The 19,001-nt window shown below is 40.5% G+C and carries 19 protein-coding genes; 9 read left to right on the plus strand and 10 right to left on the minus strand.

Going from position 1 to position 19,001, the window contains the following annotated elements; genetic code table 11:
* Positions 1-17: 17 nt before the first annotated feature.
* Genes tpiA through WG989_RS15470 form a run of 4 tightly spaced genes read left to right on the plus strand, consistent with a single transcriptional unit; the run spans position 18 to position 3,801 of the window.
* Positions 18-779 carry a triose-phosphate isomerase gene (gene tpiA / locus WG989_RS15455; RefSeq protein WP_340430742.1) on the plus strand — a complete coding sequence of 254 codons (762 nt, stop codon included), beginning with the start codon at positions 18-20 and terminating at the stop codon, positions 777-779.
* A gap of 7 nt (positions 780-786) precedes the next feature.
* Positions 787-1,257, plus strand: coding sequence for a hemerythrin domain-containing protein (locus WG989_RS15460; protein ID WP_340430745.1), 471 nt, complete (start codon positions 787-789; stop codon positions 1,255-1,257).
* Positions 1,258-1,287: 30 nt separating this feature from the next.
* Positions 1,288-1,896 carry a glutathione-regulated potassium-efflux system oxidoreductase KefF gene (kefF, locus tag WG989_RS15465; protein WP_340430746.1) on the plus strand — a complete coding sequence of 203 codons (609 nt, stop codon included), beginning with the start codon at positions 1,288-1,290 and terminating at the stop codon, positions 1,894-1,896.
* Positions 1,897-1,899: 3 nt separating this feature from the next.
* Positions 1,900-3,801 (plus strand): monovalent cation:proton antiporter-2 (CPA2) family protein, encoded by a 1,902-nt coding sequence (locus WG989_RS15470; RefSeq protein ID WP_340430748.1) that lies wholly within the window; start codon positions 1,900-1,902, stop codon positions 3,799-3,801.
* Between the two features lie 73 nt (positions 3,802-3,874).
* Here the strand turns inward: WG989_RS15470 and WG989_RS15475 are convergent, their stop codons facing one another.
* Genes WG989_RS15475 through WG989_RS15485 form a run of 3 tightly spaced genes read right to left on the minus strand, consistent with a single transcriptional unit; the run spans position 3,875 to position 6,770 of the window.
* Entirely contained in the window at positions 3,875-4,858 is a 984-nt protein-coding gene (locus tag WG989_RS15475) for an L-threonylcarbamoyladenylate synthase (protein ID WP_340430750.1), read from the minus strand.
* Position 4,859: 1 nt separating this feature from the next.
* On the minus strand, positions 4,860-5,834 hold the full coding sequence (locus WG989_RS15480) for an ion channel (RefSeq protein WP_340430752.1): 975 nt from the start codon (positions 5,832-5,834) through the stop codon (positions 4,860-4,862).
* Positions 5,835-5,879: 45 nt separating this feature from the next.
* The gene (locus tag WG989_RS15485; protein WP_340430754.1) at positions 5,880-6,770 is read right to left on the minus strand and encodes an FkbM family methyltransferase; all 891 of its coding nucleotides are present in this window, start codon (positions 6,768-6,770) and stop codon (positions 5,880-5,882) included.
* 116 nt (positions 6,771-6,886) lie between these two features.
* On the opposite strand from WG989_RS15485, the gene WG989_RS15490 reads away from it, so the two are divergent.
* Both WG989_RS15490 and WG989_RS15495 read left to right on the plus strand, forming a co-directional pair.
* Positions 6,887-8,206: a lipopolysaccharide biosynthesis protein gene (locus WG989_RS15490; RefSeq protein WP_340430755.1), complete on the plus strand. Its 1,320-nt coding sequence runs from the start codon at positions 6,887-6,889 to the stop codon at positions 8,204-8,206.
* Positions 8,207-8,280: 74 nt separating this feature from the next.
* Complete coding sequence (locus tag WG989_RS15495) at positions 8,281-9,381, plus strand: glycosyltransferase (protein WP_340430757.1); 1,101 nt, start codon at positions 8,281-8,283, stop codon at positions 9,379-9,381.
* Here WG989_RS15495 and WG989_RS15500 read toward each other — a convergent pair.
* From WG989_RS15500 to WG989_RS15515, 4 genes are all read right to left on the minus strand, one after another.
* Entirely contained in the window at positions 9,378-9,635 is a 258-nt protein-coding gene (locus WG989_RS15500) for an acyl-CoA-binding protein (RefSeq protein ID WP_340430758.1), read from the minus strand. The two genes, WG989_RS15495 and WG989_RS15500, sit on opposite strands and share 4 nt — an antisense overlap.
* Before the next feature lie 34 nt (positions 9,636-9,669).
* A complete protein-coding gene (locus WG989_RS15505) occupies positions 9,670-10,179 on the minus strand; it encodes a GNAT family N-acetyltransferase (RefSeq protein ID WP_340430760.1) in 510 nt (169 codons plus the stop codon).
* A gap of 91 nt (positions 10,180-10,270) precedes the next feature.
* Complete coding sequence (locus WG989_RS15510) at positions 10,271-11,719, minus strand: amidohydrolase (RefSeq protein WP_340430761.1); 1,449 nt, start codon at positions 11,717-11,719, stop codon at positions 10,271-10,273.
* A 71-nt stretch (positions 11,720-11,790) separates the two neighbouring features.
* Positions 11,791-12,126, minus strand: a complete 336-nt coding sequence (locus WG989_RS15515) for a hypothetical protein (protein WP_340430763.1) — start codon at positions 12,124-12,126, stop codon at positions 11,791-11,793.
* 807 nt (positions 12,127-12,933) lie between these two features.
* Between WG989_RS15515 and lepA the strand changes: the two genes are divergently transcribed.
* Both lepA and WG989_RS15525 read left to right on the plus strand, forming a co-directional pair.
* Positions 12,934-14,727, plus strand: a complete 1,794-nt coding sequence (lepA, locus tag WG989_RS15520; RefSeq protein ID WP_340430765.1) for a translation elongation factor 4 — start codon at positions 12,934-12,936, stop codon at positions 14,725-14,727.
* A gap of 156 nt (positions 14,728-14,883) precedes the next feature.
* The gene (locus tag WG989_RS15525; protein WP_340430767.1) at positions 14,884-15,264 is read left to right on the plus strand and encodes a hypothetical protein; all 381 of its coding nucleotides are present in this window, start codon (positions 14,884-14,886) and stop codon (positions 15,262-15,264) included.
* Between the two features lie 59 nt (positions 15,265-15,323).
* On the opposite strand, the gene WG989_RS15530 is transcribed toward WG989_RS15525, so the two are convergent.
* Positions 15,324-16,658: a saccharopine dehydrogenase C-terminal domain-containing protein gene (locus WG989_RS15530; protein ID WP_340430769.1), complete on the minus strand. Its 1,335-nt coding sequence runs from the start codon at positions 16,656-16,658 to the stop codon at positions 15,324-15,326.
* A 134-nt stretch (positions 16,659-16,792) separates the two neighbouring features.
* On the opposite strand from WG989_RS15530, the gene WG989_RS15535 reads away from it, so the two are divergent.
* Entirely contained in the window at positions 16,793-17,776 is a 984-nt protein-coding gene (locus WG989_RS15535; RefSeq protein WP_340430771.1) for a pyruvate dehydrogenase complex E1 component subunit beta, read from the plus strand.
* Positions 17,777-17,998: 222 nt separating this feature from the next.
* Here the strand turns inward: WG989_RS15535 and WG989_RS15540 are convergent, their stop codons facing one another.
* Both WG989_RS15540 and WG989_RS15545 read right to left on the minus strand, forming a co-directional pair.
* Complete coding sequence (locus WG989_RS15540; protein ID WP_340430773.1) at positions 17,999-18,148, minus strand: hypothetical protein; 150 nt, start codon at positions 18,146-18,148, stop codon at positions 17,999-18,001.
* Positions 18,149-18,245: 97 nt separating this feature from the next.
* Positions 18,246-18,995: a DUF4846 domain-containing protein gene (locus tag WG989_RS15545; protein WP_340430774.1), complete on the minus strand. Its 750-nt coding sequence runs from the start codon at positions 18,993-18,995 to the stop codon at positions 18,246-18,248.
* Between the last annotated feature and the right edge of the window lie 6 nt (positions 18,996-19,001).

The raw sequence follows: 19,001 nt of genomic DNA on the forward strand, positions 1-19,001 counted from the left end.
TTAAAACAATAACTATTATGAGACAACAGGTAGCAGCCGCTAATTGGAAAATGAATTTAACGTATCAACAGGCTGAAGAATTAATCACAGGCATCATCAATACACCACATACCTTAGCTGCACATCAGCATGCTGTATTTGCTGTGCCGTTTCCATACCTCACCATGGTGGTGGAGAAATTAAAAGGACGCAAAAATGCCGGTGTAGCCGCACAAAACTGTTATACCAAAGCATCAGGCGCATATACAGGTGAAACATCAGTTGAAATGTTGAAATCGATCAATGTTGGTTATGTTGTGCTTGGGCATAGTGAGCGTCGTGAATATTTTAATGAAAGTAATGATATGCTTGCTGAGAAAGTGAACATTGCATTAGCCACTGGCATAACGCCCATTTTCTGTTGTGGCGAAGCATTGCACATTCGTGAAGTTGGTACGCAGAATGATTTTGTAGGAAATCAATTAAAAGAAAGTTTGTTTCATTTATCTGCAGACGATCTAAAAAAGATCATCATCGCTTACGAGCCTATATGGGCCATTGGTACCGGAAAAACAGCAAGCTCAGAGCAGGCTCAGGAAATGCATGCGCATTTGCGCAGTGTATTAGCTGCACAATATGGTGATGATGTTGCCAACGAAATTCCGATCCTGTATGGCGGGAGTGTAAAAGGTTCTAATGCCAAAGAAATTTTTGGACAACCGGATGTAGATGGCGGACTTGTTGGTGGCGCATCTTTAAAGGCAGATGAGTTTGTACAAATTATTCAAGCACTAAAATAAAAGAGGTATGAAGCGGGAAGAACAGCTACAACCACTTTCGCATCAACATCACAATGGGCTGATGGCCGTGTTACTACTTAAAAAAGGAGTGGAGAAGCAGGCCGCAACAACTGTAATGGATGATTTTATTCTATCTGTATGGAATGGTGAATTGCGGAATCATTTTATTAAAGAGGAGGTGTATCTGCATCCGCATGTATTGCAAATTCCTTCGCTCATGGAAAAATATGAGCAAATGAAAGCAGAACATCACCAGATAAGGCATGTTGTTGATGCGATCCGTAGTGGTGCTTCAGGTACAGATCGTATCCTTGAATTTTATACCCTGCTGGAAAAGCATATCCGGTTCGAAGAAAGGGATATGTTTCCGTTTATTGAAGAAAAGATACAGCCGGAACAATTAAACGAACTCGGAAGGAATTTGCAACAGCTTGAAAGTAAAGCCTGCTCTGATTATCCGGTAAAATTCTGGGAATAGTGTATTGATCATTTTAAAACACCGTTGCTTATGGCAAAAGTTCTCATCCTGTTTGCGCATCCTGCAATGGAGAAATCGAGGGTGCATACACGTCTTGCAGAGCATATTCCAAGATCGGCCGATATACGTTTTCATGATCTGTATGAACGTTATCCTGATTTTGATATCGATGTGATTTATGAGCAACGCCTGCTGTTGCAACATGATGTAATTATTTTTCAACATCCTTTTTATTGGTACAGTTCGCCTGCCATCATCAAACAATGGATCGATCTAGTGTTGGAACATGGCTGGGCGTATGGAACAGATGGCCGTGCTCTTACCGGTAAAAAAATGATGAACGCTATTTCAACCGGTGGATCTAAGAATTCATATACAGCAACGGGACGAAATCAATTCTCTGTATCTGATTATTTGTTGCCATTCCAGCAAACAGCGAACCTTTGTGGTATCGAATACCTGCCACCGTTTGTTATTCACGGCACACATCGTCTTGCTGAAACAGATATGGATCTGCATGCATTGCAATACGAGCAAATGTTGTTGGCACTGGTGCAGGATCGCATCAGTAAACCAGAGATCGAAACTTGTGTGTACATGAATGATCTTGTTCCTATTCCTAACGCCATACAATCATAAACGATGGATAGTAATTTATTTCTTTTCCAGGCAATGGTGTATCTGGCGGCAGCCGTTATAATGGTGCCGCTTGCCAAACGGTTGGGTTTAGGCTCTGTATTGGGTTATTTGCTCGCTGGTATTTTAATTGGACCGGCTGTGTTGAAATTTATAGGCAATGAGGGAGAGAGTGTGATGCATTCAGCAGAGTTTGGTGTGGTGATGATGTTGTTCCTGATTGGTCTTGAACTGGAGCCTGCACTACTTTGGAAATTACGAAAAGCAATTCTGGGTTTAGGAGGACTGCAGGTATTAATTACATCTGTTATTATTTCAGGCATTGCCTATTTTTTAAATCTTCCCTGGCAATCATCGTTAGCAATCGGAATGGCGTTGGCATTGAGTTCAACCGCTTTGGTATTACAAACACTGGCTGAAAAAGGAATTAACCGTACAACAGCAGGACGAAGTGCATTTGCTGTGTTATTGTTTCAGGATATTGCAGTGATCCCAATGCTTGCATTTTTTCCATTACTTGCTATCGCCGGATTAACTACCGGAGACGGACATGTGAACGGGGCAGAGGGATGGATACAAGGACAGGCAGGATGGATGCGTGCTTTAATTGTAACGGGTGCTATTGCATTTATTATTATTGGCGGACGTTATTTGATTCCTCCCATTTTCCGTTTGGTAGCAGGTACACAGTTGCGTGAAATGTTTACAGCTACAGCATTGCTGTTGGTAATTGGTATTGCAGTATTAATGTCTTCGGTTGGGTTAAGTCCTGCGCTCGGAACATTTTTGAGCGGCGTGGTACTTGCCAATAGTGAATACAAACACGAACTGGAAAGTGATATTGAACCCTTTAAAGGATTGCTGCTGGGTTTATTCTTTATTGCAGTGGGAGCTTCTATTAATTTTGAGCTGATCATTGAGCAGCCATTGTTGGTCTTCGGTTTAGTATTAGCGTTGATGTTTGTAAAGGCTGTGGTACTGTTAGTGCTTGGTAAAATATTTGAATTACGCATTGATCAGAATATTATTTTCTCTTCTTCTTTGTCGCAAGTAGGAGAGTTTGCTTTTGTATTATTGAGTTTTTCATTAACAGAAGGGATTGTAGAAAAAAATTACGTGGAAGTATTGATGGCCGTAGTGGCCATCAGTATGGCACTTACACCCATTGCATTTTTTCTGAATGAAAAGATCGTGTTGCCGTTTGTTGATAAAAAATTGTCTGTAACAAAAAAAGAAAAAGAAGCCGATGCATTGGATGAAAAAAATCCGGTGATCATTGCCGGGTTTGGTCATTTTGGAAATACCATCGGACGTTTCTTACGGGCGCATGGCGTAAAAACAACCGTTTTGGATATTGACAGTAACCGTGTAGAATTTCTCCGGAAGATGGGCTTTAAAGTGTATTACGGTGATGCAAGCCGATACGATATTTTATTGGCAGCAGGTGCCGCCGAAGCGAAGATGATCATCATTGCAGTTGATGATCCGGAAAAACGACTTGAAATGATTGAAACGATCAAGAAACATTTTCCCGATCTGCAGATGTTGGTTCGCAGCAGTACAAGAGAAGATACGTACGATCAGATGAATGCAGGTATTCTGCATATTTACCGGGAAACAATTGATACATCATTACGGATGGGTGTAGATGCTATGAAAATATTGGGGCACCGGGCCTATACGGCACAACGTGCTGCACGTACATTTTTTCGGTATGATGAACAGAAGTTAAAAGATCTTTCAAAAGTACGGGACAATGAAAAAGAATACATTAACCAGGCAAGGGAGTATATTGAAGAACTGGAAGAGATCATTAAATCAGATACAAAACAACTTCATCTTGAAAAAGACCAAGGTTGGGATGAGGATAGTTTAATTGCAGATGAGAAAGTGAAGAAGGATGAGTAATGGATGATCAGTTGGCAGTGCTGTGTTAAATCGAAGTATTTTGCAAATCAGTCGAGACGGGACTGATTACTCATCACTCATTGTTGCTTTTCATGCTATGCTGCGCCCTTTCCAATCGATCATTCACCGCTCTTCCCAAACCTTCATCCGGCAATAATTCTGCAAGAATAATATCAGCATTCATACTATCAGCTTCACGTAATATGCGAAATAGATTTTTTGCAGCTTCTCCGGTGCTGCCTTTCTCGGATAATATCAACTGTTGATCATTTGATACGGCCGGGTGGTATTGTTTGAAGTTTATAAGAACGATTTTTTTGCCGGTGAATCCTGATATCATCTCATCAATCTTACCCAGGTACAGTGGGGTATGCGTGGCATAATGGCTTTTCAACTGTCCCGGTGCAGAAGGATTGTCGACGATCTTTTTGTGATGGCTGATCTTTTTCCCGATCACTGCTTCAATTTGCTCAATTGTAGTACCACCTAATCGATGCAGCTCAATTTCACCTTCGTCGTTCCAGCCAACAATGGTTGATTCAACACCTACGCCACAAGCCCCGCCATCCAATATGTACGGTATTTTACCTTGCAATCCCTCGAACACATGTTGAGCTGTTGTTGGACTAACATAACCCGATGGATTTGCACTGGGAGCCGCAACAGGAAAATTAAGTTGTGAAAGCAATTGCAAAGTCAATGGATGATTGGGGACACGAATAGCCACCCGTTTACTTCCGGCAGTCACAAGGTCAGGAACATTGAGTTGTTTATTGAAGAGCATCGTTAACGGGCCAGGCCAAAAAGCTGCTGCCAATTGTTCCGCTTCAGCCGGAATAGTATTTATGAATTGTTTCGCCTGCTCAAAAGTAGCCACATGCAAGATCAGCGGATTGAACTGTGGCCTGTTCTTCGCTGCGTAAATTTTCAGTACTGCGTCCTCGTTTAAAGCATTGGCTGCGAGGCCATACACTGTTTCTGTAGGGATTGCTACTAATTCACCTTGCTTTAAATGATCAATTGCTGTTATTATATCAGCTCCGATTTCTGTCTTCATGTTAAATACTTACCGGTAATTTTTCTTCGTGAAAGCTATCGATCTTGTCCATGTGCAAAATTGTGGTGCTGTTATCTTCGCTTGGTTCGTACATCATATTGAATTTAGCTCCATAAATAAACTCATCTGGTACATACGACGTTCGGCTAACAACAGTATTTGCATATTCTTCATCATAACCTTTTACAAATACAAGAATTTCGGTTTCTGCCTCTGCAATTTCTTTTCTTGTAAGTTGGTAAAGCGGACTGTTTTCATTTATTGAATGAACAACCGTCCAGTTGCTTGCCAGGGTGTTAGCTTTTGATAATTCAAGGTCAAGACTGTAAAATGCATTCTTTCGTTCCGTTTCATTCTCTGTGTATTTCATAACACAAGTAACCTTCACTTCAACATCTGTTAAAAAATGTTGCTTAAAAGGAGCAAAACGAAACATGAATGCATATCCATCCTTGAACGGGGCGAACAATGCAATGCTGCTGAATTTGATATATGCTTTTGGCTGCGAAAACCGTCCATAGATCAAACCTGTTACTAATGCAAGCATCAAAATACCGGCGAAAGATTCAATCGCTGCAATGGTATTAGAAGTTAACGAATCAGGAAAAACATGACCATAACCAACAGTTGAAAGTGTTTGTGTGCTAAAGAAAAAAGATTCCCAAAATTTCCCAAGCACTGTTATCTCTTCCATGCCGCCTAAATGATGAACACCTACTGCAAAGTAAACACAGGCAAAGAAAAGATTTACCACTACATATGCTGCGGCCACAAGGGAAATAAATTTCCAGGAAGGTATTTTTAGCATGTATTGAAACACGCTGAACCGTTGCATATAAGAGATGCCACGGAAACGTACGTTTGGCCGGCCATCTTTTTGAAAGAAGCGGCCTCCGCTTTGCTTGCTGTTTACACTAAGCCCGGTTTCTTTATTCTGTCTTGCTTTTTGATTTGGCGAAAAAAAAGGTGTAGCCATAATTCATATATCTTTAAATATAGCAAATTAATAGTATGATTTTTTTCAGGGAATTGTCGAGCATAATTCTTTCAACTTTATTGTCTCCGGCAACCTGTACCTCTCTGGAATAAAAAACACAAGGTCAGCTTCTTGCGGATGTTTGATTTTCTCCAAGATATTAACCTCTGCTACTTTATAAGGTCTATATTTTTCTGCAAGAAGGATATCGTAAATTGTTATAATTTTTTCATCGTACAAAGAAAGTGTAACAGCTGATACCTCAATTAATACGATTGGTTTTTGATCTGTTCTTGTTTTCGTCATTCCCTGCAGTACATTTATCTCTGACCCTTCAACATCAATTTTAATCAAGTCGATTTTTGGTAGATTGTACTCTAAAACAGCTTCATCAAGAGTGATGCATTTTACTGTTTCACTTTGACCAGAAAAGTTTTCAGTAATTCGCAAACCCGACATGCCGCTGTTTTCGTCAGTTGAAATGTAGAAAGTTGTTTTGCCGGATACATTATTAATAGCTGCCTGTATTGGATAAATATTTGTTATTCTGTTTAACGAAATATTCCGTTTCAATTTTTCAAGGTTTTTTGTGGCGGGTTCGAAACTATAGATATGTCCCGCTGTAGCCTTTTTTGCAGCCATTAGGGAGAAATAACCAATATTAGCTCCAATATCTACAACAACTGAGTCCACACCAAGCAGTGTTTGCATGGTGGCTACTTCTTTTTTTTCATAAGAGCCATACCAGAAGAGGTATTTTTCAATATGATCATTCGCTGATACTTCAATGAGCATGCCATTTGGCAGCTTCTTTACAAAAAGTTCTTTCTCCAAACTTAATTTTCCTAAAAGCCACTCAAAATACTTTAAGCCTTTGTGTGGAAAGGGGAGATGGCGACTGTACCAACGTATTAGATGAAATAGTATTTGTTTCAATTTTTCTGACAAAATCGAATATATCTATTATTGATCATTTCTTCAAATCCACATTTTAGATTTGGTTTGTAAATAATCACTTAAAAAAGGAGGGTTCAGTTTATATTTGAAACGGAATGAGATTATCAAAGGCATTTACTACAAGTATTTTATGGCGAGGATTCTATTTCCTGTCTGTGCTGTTTTTGAATATACTTGTTGCAAGACATTTTGAGGCTGGTCGCAGCGGACAAATCTACTACATCACGAATATGTTTGCATTGGCTGTGATGCTGGTTAGTTTATGCTTAGAAACACCTATGGGATTTTATTTGTCACAAAAAAAAATGACAGAAGCTCAGCTTTTTGTCACCGCTGTTTGCTGGAGTATTGTGGTGCTTGTTCCGGCATACTTCATCATAGGGTATTATGCCAATTCGAAAGAGATACCGTTGCTGCAAAATGATTTCAAAATTTCAGCTAATGCATTTCTTGCAGGAAATCTGCTCATTACTTTTTTTGTAGCGTTGTTTTATGCGAAACTCGACTTTGGTTTGCCCAATACCTTATTGGTACTTGTTAATTTGCTTCTGATTATTCTGCTACCCAATAATGAGTTTGTTAATACTTACATAAGTGACAGTGCCTATATCAATATTTATTTTATTGGTTTTTTTGCTCAGGGATTATTGCTTGCCATCGCTTTTTTTGTACGACATGTAAAATGGCGGGAGATGCATTTTTTTCCTCGTGAGTTGATCAAACCATTCTTTTATTTCGCAATCGTTGCGCTTGTTACGAATTCTATGAGCTTTCTTATGTACAGGATCGATTACTGGTTTGTGAATAAATACTGCTCACCGGCCGATTTGGGGAATTATATACAGGCCTGTAAACTGGCTCAGTTATTTTTTGTTGTGCCATCTATCCTTGCAGGTGTCGTTTTTCCTATGACAGCTTCTGGAAGAAGAATCGAAGTGAATGAAACAATTCAATTGCTTTCAAGGACGATGATTATGTTATATGGACTTGCATGCATAGCTTTAGCTTCTGTGGGTTATTGGTTATTTCCATTTGTATTTGGTGAAACATTTTCTAATATGTTTTGGCCATTTCTTCTGTTGATCCCAGCGATCATTTCCTACTCAGTTATACATTTGCTTGCAGCTTATTTTGGTGGGAAAAGAGTATTAAGTATCGGCTTTTGGGGCAATGTGTCGACGCTTACAATCATTATTATTGGTGATATTTTATTTATTCCCTCGTACGGGATTAAAGCAGCCGCAATTATTAGTAGTAGCGGTTATCTTTTCCTGTTGTGCTTTATGATCATGGCACATATCCGTGAATACAAAAGCAGTTTTTCCGCTTTCTTGATATTCCGAAGAAGTGATTGGGATTTACTTAAGCGAACTGCAATCGATAGATTTTCTTCATATAAACAGAGCCGGCAATGAGAATACTTTGGCTTTGCAGTTGGTATCCGCATTCAACAGATCAGTTTACTGGCGATTTTATTGAGCGTCATGGAATGGCTTTGTCTCAATTTCAAGAAGTAGATGTTATTCATATTGTACAAAATGCAAGTTTATTAAAAAGCGAAACGTCAAGAATAGAAGAACGTACAGAGCGAAACCTGCATGCGAAAGTTGTGTACATTCCGATGCCCCAAACTCCTTTTATACCTCTCACAACAGCATTGTTTAATCACCGGTATTACAAAAAAATGCTGCAAATATTACATGAATATATCCAGCAGAAGGGTAAGCCTGATTTGGTTCATGTGCATGTTTCGGTTAAAATGGGTGTAGCGGCTTTATGGTTAAAAAGGATGTTTGATATTCCTTTTGTTGTTACAGAGCATTCGAACATTTATCATAACAGGAAGGGGGAAGAAAATTATTATAGCTATTCTCCTTATTTCCGCTTCATTTCCAAGAAAGTGCTCAAGAAAGCAGATGTGCTGATTACTGTAAGCAACTTTTTAGGGAAAGCAATCAATGAAACTGTTGCAAAAAAAGAGTTCACCGTTATTCCGAATGTTGTAGATACTTCACGTTTTTATTATACTGAAAATCAGCCGGTAAATTCTCTATTCCGCTTTTTGCATGTCAGCAATTTATCTCCTATTAAGAATCCGCAGTTAATGCTGGAAGCAATTCATTTGTTTTTGCAAAAAGATCAATCCGCAGAATTTGTTTTCATTGGTAATAAAACAAAAGAGTGGGAAGATGAGGCACTTAGAATAGGAATTCCAAAAAAAAGTATTCATTTCATGGGTGAGATGCATTATGTAAGTGTAGCGGAGGAATTCAGAAAGTCAGATGCATTTTTCCTTTATAGTAAAAGCGAAACCTTTAGCTGTGTTACAGCTGAGGCATTGTGCTGTGGACTGCCAATAGTATCATCAAATGTTGGTGCTATACCTGAATTGGTAAATAATACAAACGGAGTTTTAACAGACCTTACAGATCCAGAAGCTCTTGCAAGTGCAATGCTTTTAGTGAAAAAGAATTATCGCAACTACGACCGAAAAGAAATTTCAAGACGAGCAGTAGCGAAATATAATTACCGAATTATTGCCGAGCAACTGCTTTTTGTTTATCAAAAAGTACTTAAGAAAAAGTATTAGTTCTTAAGCTTGCTAACAAGCTCAATATATTCACTCATTGCAGCATCTTTTGTTTTCCCTTTCAATGCCGTCCATGCTTCAAATTTTGCTTTGGCTACAAAGTCGAATGGATTAGATGGAGCTTCAATGTTTACATCACCTTCGCTGCCTTGTTTGTAGAGAGAATATAGTTGGAGAAGTGTATCGTTACTTGGCTTTTCGCTCAGTTCTTTACTGTCGGCCACCGCCTGTTCAAATTGTTGATGCAAATCCATAAGTTGTAAGTTTCAACGAAAATAGGGAATCCCTCTAAATAAATTTCTCCAGTATTAGAAATTCAAGCGGCTGCAAATGCTTTCCTGTAAGATCATCTTCTACAAATGGCTTCCGTTCGCCCGTTTCAACATAGCCGTTTCGATTGTACCAATCGATCAGCTCTTTTCGTAAAGAGATCACCGACATATAAATACTTGTGCATTGCACTTTTTGGGCATGTTCTTCAGCTGCTTTGAGCAGTTGTTTGCCAATTCCGCTGCCTTGCTCCGTTGGGGAAACACTGAACATACCAAGGTAAAGGCGGCTGCCATGTTTTTGAAGATTGACTGTTCCTACAATGAATCCTTGTTCGTTAGTGAACTTTAAAATAACACTGCCGGGTTGGTTCATTACATTGATCACCGATGCTTCGTCAGTGCGACGATCACCTGCAATCAGATCTGCTTCTGTTGTCCAGCCTTTTCGTGACGGTTCGCCTCTGTAAGCACTGTTGAGCAGTTGCTCTACTTGTTTTGCATCTTCTATTGTGGCAAGTTCAATCATTCATTTTCCTTTGAGTCAAAATTAACTGGTTGGGGAATCTCCGCAAAAACAAAAGCCCTCAGTGAAATGAGGGCCTTTGAAATAACTTTGATCAATCACGGTAATTCAATGCCGGTTGCCGATCACCCAATAATGCTTTATATTGGTAAGTGCCAACCTGTTGTTTGAATTCTGCTTTTGCTTTTTCAATTAATTCGGGATGCAGAAACAGATCAATCGCAGTAAGCGCCATTGTTTTGGCTGATACCATCATGCCTTTTGTTCCGATCTCTGTTCCGCCGCATGCAACTGCCTGCCAGCTATGTGCTGCTGTGCCCGGAACCCAGGTAGCTGAACGTAATCCCACTGTTGGTACAGCATAACTCACATCACCCACATCGGTACTTCCTCCACCTGCATCCATTTCAATTTTCAATGGCTTTACAGTGCCTGCATTTGCAACAGGAGGTGCAGGAAAACCAAATGTTGCCTGAAGTTTATTCCCGAAATCAACTTCTGCTGCTGTGTATTGCACACCGCCGGTTTTATCTAAATTTTTCTGCATTACTTCGGCCAACGTTCTGTTGAGTAACAGATCGTGTGTGCCGCCGATCATTTCAAATTCCATTTTGGTATCAGTGCCGAGTGCAGCACCATTGGCTGTATTCACCACACGATTGAAAATACTTTGTACATGATCACGTTTGGGATGTCGTACATAGTAATACACTTCTGCAAAATCAGGAATTACATTGGGTGCTTTGCCACCATTGGTAATTACATAATGAATACGGGTTTCCTGTGGAATATGTTCACGCATCATATTTACCATATTGTTCATGGCTTCTACACCATCGAGTGCAGACCGACCACGTTCGGGTGAAGCGGCTGCATGTGCAGAGATGCCACGAAAGCGAAACTTGGCACTCATGTTTGCCAATGCACTCGTCATGGTTACACCGTTTTCATTACCCGGATGCCAGTGAATTGCAACGTCTACATCTTTAAATAATCCTGCACGTACCAGATACACTTTGCCGCTGCCGCCTTCTTCTGCCGGACAACCAAATACTTTAATGGTACCGGTAAACTTTTTTTCTTCGATCAGTTTTTTAATGGCAACACCAGATGCAACAGATGCAACACCAAACAAATGATGGCCACATGCATGCCCTGCATCCTTACCCGCACTTGTTTTTTCAGGAGCATTTGTTTGCGATAAGCCGGGCAGAGCATCAAACTCGGCAAGGATCGCAATAACCGGTTGTCCGCTGCCGTAAGTAGCAACAAATGCAGTTGGAATGCCGGCAACACCCGCTTCAACTGTAAAGCCATTATCTTTTAAGGTTTGTTGTAACAAGGCGCTGCTTTTTACTTCTTTGTAACCAACTTCTGCATAATCCCAAATCTGGAAGGCCATGGTTTTGTATTGGTCGTAATTCGATTGGATAGAAGTAGATGCCTGTGTTTTCAACTGATCATCTTTGGTAACAGTTAGTTTCTTTTGCGCTTGCAGTGTAATACTGAAAAAACCGATAAATAACAGAAAAAGAGTTCTCATGCTGAAGTAATTTATTCAGGCGGAAGATAAGAAGCAATTAGTAAATAACAGGAAGCTGTGTAGAGATATTCTTAACTCATCAGGTCGATCATACCTTTAAACACCAACACAAGACCTACGATCGTTAAACCATACAATGCAAAATTAAAATTGCTCTCGCTGTTGAACAGTAGTAGTGTAAACAGAAAACCGGTTGATAACAGAAACACACCGATGCCGCAGTAAACAAAAGCTGCGTTACGTTTCTTTTCGCTGCGCACTTTCTTCCACTCGGAAAAATATTGCTGTGCTGCATCGCCGTGCAAACCTGTTTCAAGTAAGCGTTGAAGGATTTCCTCTGAGCTAAGGCCCTGTTGTTTGAGTGTGGTGATACGCAGAAATACATCCTGCATTTTGGCAGTATCCATTTGCGGCAAGTTTTACAGGAAGTTAGAATTTTTCTTTGATTCTGTTAAACAGTCTGCTTTTTCTTCTGTTTTCTAAAGCTGTCTGGCGCTTGCAGTGTCCTGACACCGCCCTCCGAAATTTTGGGAAGTACTGGTGTCAGGACATCGAAGATGTCAGACACCTTAGGAGAAGTTGCAAAAATGTTTTCTAGCTTAACTTATTTGATTGAAGTGATTTTTTTATTTGAATTATTATGCTTCCCAAAATAACGCACATTGCTACAATTGTCCCGATTTTGCCAAGTAATACTCCAACAAGAATGATGGTAGGAAGTAGAAAATAAAAAATCAAAATGTCTTTATAAGTATTCTTTCTGTGGTTAATATTAATTATTAGTAATGCTATTCCCAACAATGGAATCAATATTTCTATAAGTGCGGGGTAAACCAGAAAAGCATAATTTTCTGGGGTGCAATTAACGTAAGCTTCAACAAAAAACCATAGAAGCAGACATAACAGAATCGTTAGCAGTATAATGTTAAGTATTCGTCCAATTTTTAAGATTAGCATTTTAAAAGGCGACATTCTTAAAAGTAAAACATTTTTGTTTAGAGACTTAATGGAATGAATAATCGGTGAGCCACCCCAAGTCCAAGCGGGTGAATCACCGCATTTCAGCACAAGTGTGCGACGCAAGCATTGTCCCGCATAGCTTCAAAAGCTCGTCCCATCATTGCCTTTTCCCTCTTTATCCCCAGCTATAACACACTACTTTCCGCACGCCTAATTCACCTATCTTTGCCGCCTTGAAAATGAAGGAGATTTGAATGAAGAATATTAGAAATTTTTGCATCATTGCCCATATTGACCATGGAAAAAGTACCTTGGCCGATCGTTTATTACAAACCACCGGCACCATCAGCGACCGTGATATGATGGATCAGGTATTGGACGATATGGATCTGGAACGTGAAAAAGGCATCACCATTAAGAGCCATGCCATCCAGATCAACTACAAACACAAAGACGGGCAGGAGTACATTCTGAACCTGATCGATACGCCCGGCCACGTAGATTTCAGTTATGAAGTGAGCCGTGCACTCGCTGCCTGCGAAGGTGCGTTGTTGCTGGTGGATGCGGCGCAGGGTATTCAGGCGCAAACCATTTCGAATTTGTATTTAGCGATCGATAATAACCTCGAGATCATTCCCGTGATCAACAAAATTGATATGGACGGGGCAATGATCGAAGAAGTGAAAGATCAAATCGTTGAATTGATCGGCTGTAAACCCGAGGAGATTTTATTGGCCAGCGGCCGTGCAGGCATTGGTATTGAAGAAATACTGGAAGCAATTGTTTCCCGCATTCCGGCTCCTGTTGGCAAACCCGACGAACCTTTGCAGGCGTTAATTTTTGACAGTGTGTTCAATAGTTTTCGTGGTGTAATTATTTACTACCGCATACGAAACGGACGAATTAAAAAAGGAGACAAAGTAAAATTTGTCAGCACCGGTCAGGAATATGAAGCAAGTGAAGTGGGTATATTAAAGATGAAGATGACGGAGAAGAAGGAAGTTACCTGTGGCGATGTTGGATATATTATTACCGGCGTAAAAAATGCGAAAGAAGTGAAAGTGGGTGATACGATTACACTGGCGGCTAATCCTACACAAGAACCCATTCAAGGTTTCCAGGAAGTAAAGCCGATGGTGTTTGCCGGTATCTTCCCCGTAGCGACAGAAGATTTTGAAGAGTTACGTGATTGCATGGACAAACTGCAGTTGAATGATGCGTCGCTGACATTTGAATTGGAAACATCACAGGCCTTGGGCTTCGGTTTCCGTTGCGGCTTCCTTGGGTTGCTGCACATGGAAATTATCCAGGAACGTTTGGAAAGGGAGTACAATCAAACAGTAATTACTACAGTACCCAACGTAAGTTTTATTGCATACACTACTCGTGGTGAAAAAATACAGGTAAACAATCCTGCACAAATGCCGGAACCAACGGCGATGGACAGGATCGAAGAACCTTTTATTAAAGCGCAGATCATTACCAAGCCCGATTATATTGGGAATATCATGACGCTTTGCCTTGGCAAACGTGGTATTCTCGTCAATCAAAGTTACCTCACACCTACACGTGTGGAGTTGGTATTTGAAATGCCGTTAACAGAAATTGTATTTGATTTTTATGATAAACTGAAATCACAAACACGTGGGTATGCGTCATTCGATTACCATCCCATTGGTTACCGTGATGCAGATATTGTAAAGATGGACATTCTGTTGAACGGAGATAAAGTGGATGCATTGAGTGCATTGATCCATCGCAGTCGTGGACAGGAGTTTGGCCGCAAGTTATGTGAGAAGTTGAAGGAACTCGTTCCACGTCAACAGTTCCAGATCGCTATCCAGGCAGCTATTGGTGCAAAAGTGGTGGCACGTGAAACCATCAGTGCCATGCGAAAAGATGTAACTGCCAAATGTTATGGTGGTGATATCAGCCGTAAACGTAAACTGTTGGAAAAACAGAAAGAAGGAAAGAAACGTATGCGCCAGATCGGTAACGTAGAAGTGCCGCAGGAAGCATTTTTAGCCGTGTTGAAACTGGATGATTGATGTATACTGAACAGTAAAAACACGGAAGCACAGCAATGTGTTTCAGTAATAAAATAGAAAAAGCACAAAGAGAATTTTCTTTGTGCTTTTTTATTTGCAATAAGATTCCGTAAATTCAAACAGCGATACACATTGTAATACCCAAAACCAATAACCATGAGCGATTTTACACTTAATAAAGACCCTGACCTGATCGTTACGGCCCGTTTCATTGAAAAGGGAGAGGATAAAGCTTTATCCGGAAACGATTACACCGTTCGGCTCTACGACAGAGATATAGCCGATGATGATTTTTTAGGTGAAAGCCGTTTGGATGAAGAAGGGCATATCCGTATTGCATTTGCACATGATGCCTTTGTAAACGATGCCGCTTTCAAAGAAGCAAAACCCGACTTTTATTTTATGATCATGAAAGAAGGGAAACCGGTTTACACAACCAAAGTCTTGGAAGATCTTAGTATTGAAGATCTGCAACAATTCAAAATGGGAGAGGGAGATATGGTTGATCTTGGAAGTTTCCTGGTGGATGTGCGGTAACAACTAATTGAACAAGTATTAAAACGGCTGATGAATTAAATTCATCAGCCGTTTGTGTTTCAGTAATGCGTCTCCTTAAAAACAATGCCATGCTGTTTCAATTCTTCGAGTACCGGTTCATATATTTCTTTGCGAGTAGGAATATGCAGTCCTTTTAATTTAATTTTTTCTTCAAGTATTAATTTAGCCGCAATACCCAATGGCAATCCAACTGTTTTTGCCATCGCTGTACGCAAACTGTCTTCTCCTTTCACAACCAAGCTGCTGTTGATGGTTGATTGTTTTCCATTTAATGAATATTCAATTTCATGCAGCATTACGATCATGTCTTTGTCGGTTGGTTGTAATACAAGTTTTTGTTCAACACAGTATTGCAAAATATCTGCACTGGAGCGAAGTGCAGAAGGTAATGGCTCGTTGCTTTCGAGATCAAGAAAAGCAATCTGTTCAAGAATAATATCATGCGCTGCTTCGGCAACATACAGTTCAAGATACATGCGCATGCTCAGGTCTCTTCCTTCCACTTTTTTCAATTTGGCAGAAAACCATTCATTGAACGTGTGGCACTGGGCTACATGTGCAGTATCGGTTTCATTGGTCAAGTCAAGATCCACAAGTACATCCCAGCCTTTACAAAAATCTGCATACCGCAACGTAGTGCGGATAAATGTTGTTGCATCCTGTAAATGATACAGCGGCATATAACTTAATGAATCACGGTTGGCGTACCATGCAAGTGTCGGTAAATTTTCCACCTGCAATTCTTTACAATTTTCAAACACATGTGTATATTCTTTTTTTACGATCTGTCCGTTTTCTTTGTAAGCTGCACCCGCTTGTCCCGCCATTACAATGTTGCTGGGGTTCCAGCTTATTTTGTAATGCCATGGGTTGTCGTCACTCTCCGGCGCTACCAATCCACCGCAATGCGATTGAAACGAAGTAATGGTACCACCTTTTGCTCTTATTTCATCAAACAGCTGCACGGCACTCATATGATCAATTCCGGGGTCGAGGCCCATCTCACATAAAAACAAAAGCTCTTTACTTCTGATCTCTGCTTCCAGATTTTTGATGGCATCATCTACATACGATGCATTCAACAGGTTTCTGCCAATGGCCACACAATCGTTCAACACATGAATATGTAAAAAAGGAGGGAGTAGTGAAATTACAATGTCAGCAGCTTCAATCAGTATCCGGCGTTCATCCGCATTGGTAACATTCACTTCAACTGCTTCAGCATTGATGGCATCACCAAGTTTTGCTTTTGCCAGTTCCGGGTTTGCATCGGCCACGATCAGTTTCCAGTTTTTTTCTGCAACTGTAGTTTTAAGATAATCAATTAATACCGTGGCAGATTTGCCAGCACCGAATACAAGAATCGTTTTCAATCCAAATTTGTTTTAAAGCGATAAAGTAAGGTGAGAATTTGCAATTTACAATGGGCAATCTCCTTTGCGAATCAGTTTTGGGTGTTTGCGCATCTATCAATAAATTTGCCCCACTTTAAAACAAAGTTATTTCAATGAGAACAATTGCAATGCGTGAAGCCCTGCGTGAAGCGATGCAGGAAGAAATGCGTAGAGATGAGAAAGTATTTTTGATGGGTGAGGAGGTTGCAGAATACAACGGTGCCTACAAGGTGAGCCAGGGTATGCTGGATGAGTTTGGTGAAAAACGTGTGATCGACACGCCCATTTCTGAGCTTGGCTTTACAGCTGTTGCCGTTGGTGCAGCTCAAAACGGATTGCGACCCATCGTTGAATTTATGACCTGGAACTTTGCAGTATTGGCATTGGACCAGATCTTGAACACAGCATCAAAAATGTTAGCCATGAGTGGCGGACAGGTTGGTTGTCCTATCGTTTTCCGTGGAGCCAATGGTTCTGCCGGTCAATTGGGTGCACAACACTCTACAGCTTTTGAAAGCTATTATGCAAACATTCCCGGTTTAAAAGTAGTATCTCCTTATACTCCATACGATTCAAAAGGATTGTTGAAAGCGGCTATCCGTGATAACGATCCGGTGGTGTTTATGGAAAGTGAGGTGATGTATGGCGATAAAGGTGAAGTACCTGAAGGTGAATACATCATTGAGATCGGTAAAGCTGATATTAAGCGTCCTGGTCGTGATGTAACCATCGTTTCTTTCAATAAGATGATGAAAGTGGCTTTAGGCGCTGCCGAAGAATTGGCAAAAGAAGGAATTGAAGCTGAAGTAATTGATTTGCGCACTATTCGTCCATTGGATTGGTTTACTATTCTGGAAAGTGTGAAAAAGACCAACCGCCTTGTAATTGTTGAAGAGCAATGGCCGTTTGCGTCAGTATCGTCTGAAATTACTTATCGTATTCAGAAAGAAGGTTTTGATTATCTGGATGCACCTATCCGCCGTATTACAAGTGTTGATGCGCCAATGCACTATGCACCAACGCTGGTTGGAGCCTATTTGCCGGATGTACCTCGTACGGTAAAACTGGTGAAAGAAGTGATGTACATGAAGAAATAAAGTCTTGATTATAAGCACGAAAGCCGGTCATTTGATCGGCTTTTTTGCATTTTAGACAAATAAGTCTCTATTAAATTTTTTATTCAAAAGAATTGAAGCATATTTGCCACGGTTTTTCATAGGATATTGGATTTTAAACGAAGCTGGATTTCTATCCGGCTTTCTTTTTTACATAGCAATCCCCGCCGCTGTGCGGAAAAATTCATTGAGCGCCATAAACTTCTAAGGCATTAATCCTTCCACGAACAAGCGCAGTGTGCTTAATAACAACCACACAAATCCATAAGTAATAAATACAAGCGAAAGACCCAGAGCTGAGATCTTCATTGCGATCTTCCAGGTCGGCTGCGTAGAGATTGAACTTAACTTCATAGGGATTGGTTTTGATACATATCAAATGTAAACATCATTTCATTCTCAAACAATCGGAGAAAACCTGTATTTTGAAATGGTAATTACCGACGATTTTTTACCGCCAGCTACGTAATTGATTTGCGTAGAATGTCCATTCAGGTGTGCTTATTATATTGGCTTTAGGAACTCGATACCAAGGACTTAGCATTTTTTCATTCTTATTTTGAAGTATATGAATATCCTGCGCAGGCATATAACTTTGTGCCAGTAAAAAGATGAGGTCGCCTGTTTGCCGATGCCTTGCCAGGTCCATAATTATCACTGCATGACCCGGTGACCCGCCTTTGATCAGCACATCACCCACCGTTACTTGATCCCACGTTTTTGGTTTCAGTTCTTTTTCCAGCGACAAAGTGCCGCACATACCAAACACTGTTTCCAGATAGCTTTGCCAGCCACGGTTTTTGTATTGCTCCCAACAGTATTTCTTTCCCGCATTGTCGGCAAAGCAGATCGATAGTTGTTGTTGCTTCAGGTATTCAGCACGTAACCGCATCACCGCATCAGCACATTGCTGCAGGTCACGTTTTCCAACAGATACGTCGAGCACTGCATACTGCGCCGTTTGATTATACTTTGGCTGTCCGTTGTAGAGATAGACAGTGGTTTCTTTTTTCAATGGTTGTTTGCGCAGAAACACACCAAAACTTTCGGCAGGAAGTTTAATTCGTTCATACCCATGTGGCAGGTTTATTTCTTTGGTTTGCTTGGGGTAGCTGATTGATGTTGATGAGTTTGGGTCTGTTTTATTGCCATTCAAATGAAGAAAACAGATCGATGCAAAGAAAAAAGCAACGGCATTCATACTTGC

The sequence above is a fragment of the Lacibacter sp. H407 genome, from assembly GCF_037892605.1.
GTDB lineage: Bacteria > Bacteroidota > Bacteroidia > Chitinophagales > Chitinophagaceae > Lacibacter.